Annotated in this window: 2 protein-coding genes; both read left to right on the top strand. The window is 63.4% G+C overall.

Annotated features, from left to right (window positions below; all coding sequences use genetic code 11):
• The first annotated feature begins 171 nt into the window (after positions 1-171).
• Positions 172-1,248, top strand: a complete 1,077-nt coding sequence (gene mtnA / locus HP546_RS28290; RefSeq protein WP_172232536.1) for an S-methyl-5-thioribose-1-phosphate isomerase — start codon at positions 172-174, stop codon at positions 1,246-1,248.
• Between the two features lie 276 nt (positions 1,249-1,524).
• Positions 1,525-3,066, top strand: a 1,542-nt coding sequence (locus tag HP546_RS28285; protein WP_172232533.1) for a DNA topoisomerase (ATP-hydrolyzing), incomplete at its 3' end; no start/stop codon positions are given.

The raw sequence follows: 3,066 nt of genomic DNA, 5'->3' as shown, positions 1-3,066 counted from the left end.
CCCACCAGCGGTGGGCCAGCGCTTCGAACTTGGCGATTTCGGCGCGGTCGACGTTGCTCATTGAACAGTCCTCTGAAACTTCGCAAAATTGCGCAGGAGTATACCCGAGCGCTCAGGGCCGAGGGTCGCTATAATCGCCGGCTTTTGATATCCGAACGACGGGGAGAGGCGATGCGCGAGCGACTTTTGGCGGCGGAGAAGGTGACCGGGATCCGCTGGCAGGGCGGCGTCCTGCACCTGCTCGACCAGCGCCTGTTGCCGTCCGAGGAGCGCTGGCTGGCCTGCGACAATGTCGCGCAGGTGGCCGCAGCCATCCGCGACATGGCGGTGCGCGGCGCCTCGGCCATCGGCGTTGCCGCAGCCTACGGCCTGGTACTGGCGCTGGAAGAGCGGCTGGCCGAGGGCGGTGACTGGGAAATGGACCTCGAAGAAGACTTCCTCAGCCTGGCCGAGGCGCGCCCCACCGCCGCCAACCTGTTCTGGGCGCTGAACCGCATGCGCGAGCGCCTGCTGCGGCTGCGCCAGGGCGAAGACGTGCTGCGGGCGCTGGAGGCCGAAGCCGTGGCCATTCATGAAAGCGACCGTGAAGCCAACCTGACGATGGCGCAGTACGGCATCGAGCTGATCCGCCGGCACCAGGGCAATGCCCAGGCCCTGCTCACCTACGGCAACGCCGGTGCCCTGGCCAGTGGCGGTTTCGGCACCGCGTTGGGGGTGATTCGCGCGGGCTATCTGGAAGGCATGGTCGAGCGGGTATATGCCGGCGAGACCCGTCCGTGGCTGCAAGGCTCGCGGCTGACCGCCTGGGAGCTGGCCAACGAAGGCATCCCGGTGACCTTGTGCGCCGACTCGGCGCTGGCTCACCTGATGAAGAGCAAGGGCATTACCTGGGTGGTGGTGGGGGCGGACTGCATTGCCGCAAACGGCGATGTGGCCAGCAAGATCGGCACCTACCAGCTGGCGGTCAGTGCCATGCACCATGGGGTGCGGTTCATGGTGGTCGCGCCGAGCACCAGCATCGACCTCAACCTGGCTACTGGCGAGGAGATTCCGCTGGAAGAGCGTGAGGCCGATGAGTTGCTGGACTATGCCGGTACCCGGGTGGCGCCGGATGTCGAAGTGTTCAACCCGGTATTCGATGTGACCCCGGCTGACCTGATCGATGTAATTGTGACCGAGCGCGGCATTGTCGAGCGTCCGGATACGGCCAAGCTGGCGCAGTTGATGTGTCGCAAGCGGTTGCATTGATAATTGTGCCGGCCTCTTCGCGGGGGCACAGGCAACAAAAAATCAAGATTCAAACCCACTTCTTGCTACCCGCCACATCTCCCCACTGTCCCGCCTTTGTGGTAACATCCGGCAGTTTCCAAGACCGCCCATCACGGCGGCCTTCATTGCGCAGATCCATGGCACAACTCATTGATTTGTCGTAAGTCGTCGCACGCTTATACGCTGCGGCGGCGAGCTTCGTTCGGCCCTTGATGGAGCTGCGAAGTTTCACCAGAAAAAGGAATCAGGCTTCTCATGGGCGAACTGGCCAAAGAAATCCTCCCGGTCAATATCGAAGACGAACTGAGACAGTCTTACCTCGACTACGCGATGAGCGTGATTGTCGGGCGAGCGCTGCCCGATGCACGTGACGGCTTGAAGCCCGTGCATCGTCGCGTTCTCTATGCGATGAGCGAACTGGGCAACGACTGGAACAAACCGTACAAGAAATCCGCCCGTGTGGTCGGTGACGTGATCGGTAAGTACCACCCGCACGGCGACACTGCGGTCTACGACACCATCGTGCGTATGGCCCAGCCGTTCTCGCTGCGTTACCTGCTGGTCGACGGCCAGGGCAACTTCGGTTCGGTGGACGGCGACAACGCTGCGGCCATGCGATACACCGAAGTGCGCATGACCAAGCTGGCCCACGAGCTGCTGGCCGACCTGCACAAGGAAACCGTCGACTGGGTGCCCAACTACGACGGCACCGAGCAGATCCCGGCGGTCATGCCGACCCGTATCCCGAACCTGCTGGTCAACGGCTCCAGCGGTATCGCCGTGGGCATGGCGACCAACATCCCGCCACACAACCTCGGTGAGGTCATCGACGGCTGCCTTGCGCTGATCGACAACCCGGAAGTCACCATCGATGAGCTGATGCAGTTCATCCCCGGGCCAGACTTCCCGACTGCCGGCATCATCAACGGTCGCCAGGGCATCATCGAGGCCTATCGCACCGGCCGGGGCCGCATCTACATGCGCGCCCGCTCCGAAATCGAAGACATCGACAAGGTCGGTGGCCGCCAGCAGATCGTGATTACCGAGCTGCCGTACCAGCTGAACAAGGCGCGCCTGATCGAAAAGATCGCCGAGCTGGTCAAAGAGAAGAAGATCGAAGGCATCACCGAGCTGCGTGACGAGTCCGACAAGGACGGCATGCGCATCGTCATCGAGCTGCGTCGCGGCGAGGTGCCCGAGGTGGTGCTCAACAACCTCTACCAGCAAACCCAGCTGCAGAGCGTGTTCGGCATCAACGTGGTTGCCCTGATCGACGGTCGTCCGCGCCTGCTCAACCTCAAGGACCTGCTTGAAGCGTTCGTCCGTCACCGCCGTGAAGTGGTGACCCGGCGTACCGTGTTCGAGCTGCGCAAGGCCCGCGAACGCGGCCATATCCTTGAAGGCCAGGCGGTCGCGCTGTCCAACATCGACCCGGTCATCGCCCTGATCAAGGCTTCGCCGACGCCGTCCGAGGCCAAGGAAGCGCTGATCACCACGCCGTGGGAATCCAGTGCCGTGCAGGTCATGGTCGAGCGCGCCGGCGCCGATTCCTGCCGCCCTGAAGACCTGCCGGAGCAGTACGGCCTGCGCGAAGGCAAGTATTACCTGTCGCCGGAACAGGCCCAGGCCATCCTCGACCTGCGCCTGCACCGCCTGACCGGCCTGGAGCACGAGAAGCTGCTGGCCGAGTACCAGGAAATCCTCGAGCAGATCGGCGAGCTGATCCGCATCCTCAGCAGCGCCGAGCGCCTGATGGAAGTGATCCGCGAAGAGCTGGAAGCGATCCGCGCCGAGTAC

The organism is Pseudomonas sp. CM25, from assembly GCF_013179705.1.
Taxonomy (GTDB): domain Bacteria; phylum Pseudomonadota; class Gammaproteobacteria; order Pseudomonadales; family Pseudomonadaceae; genus Aquipseudomonas.
This window is presented reverse-complemented; position numbering and strand designations above follow the sequence as displayed.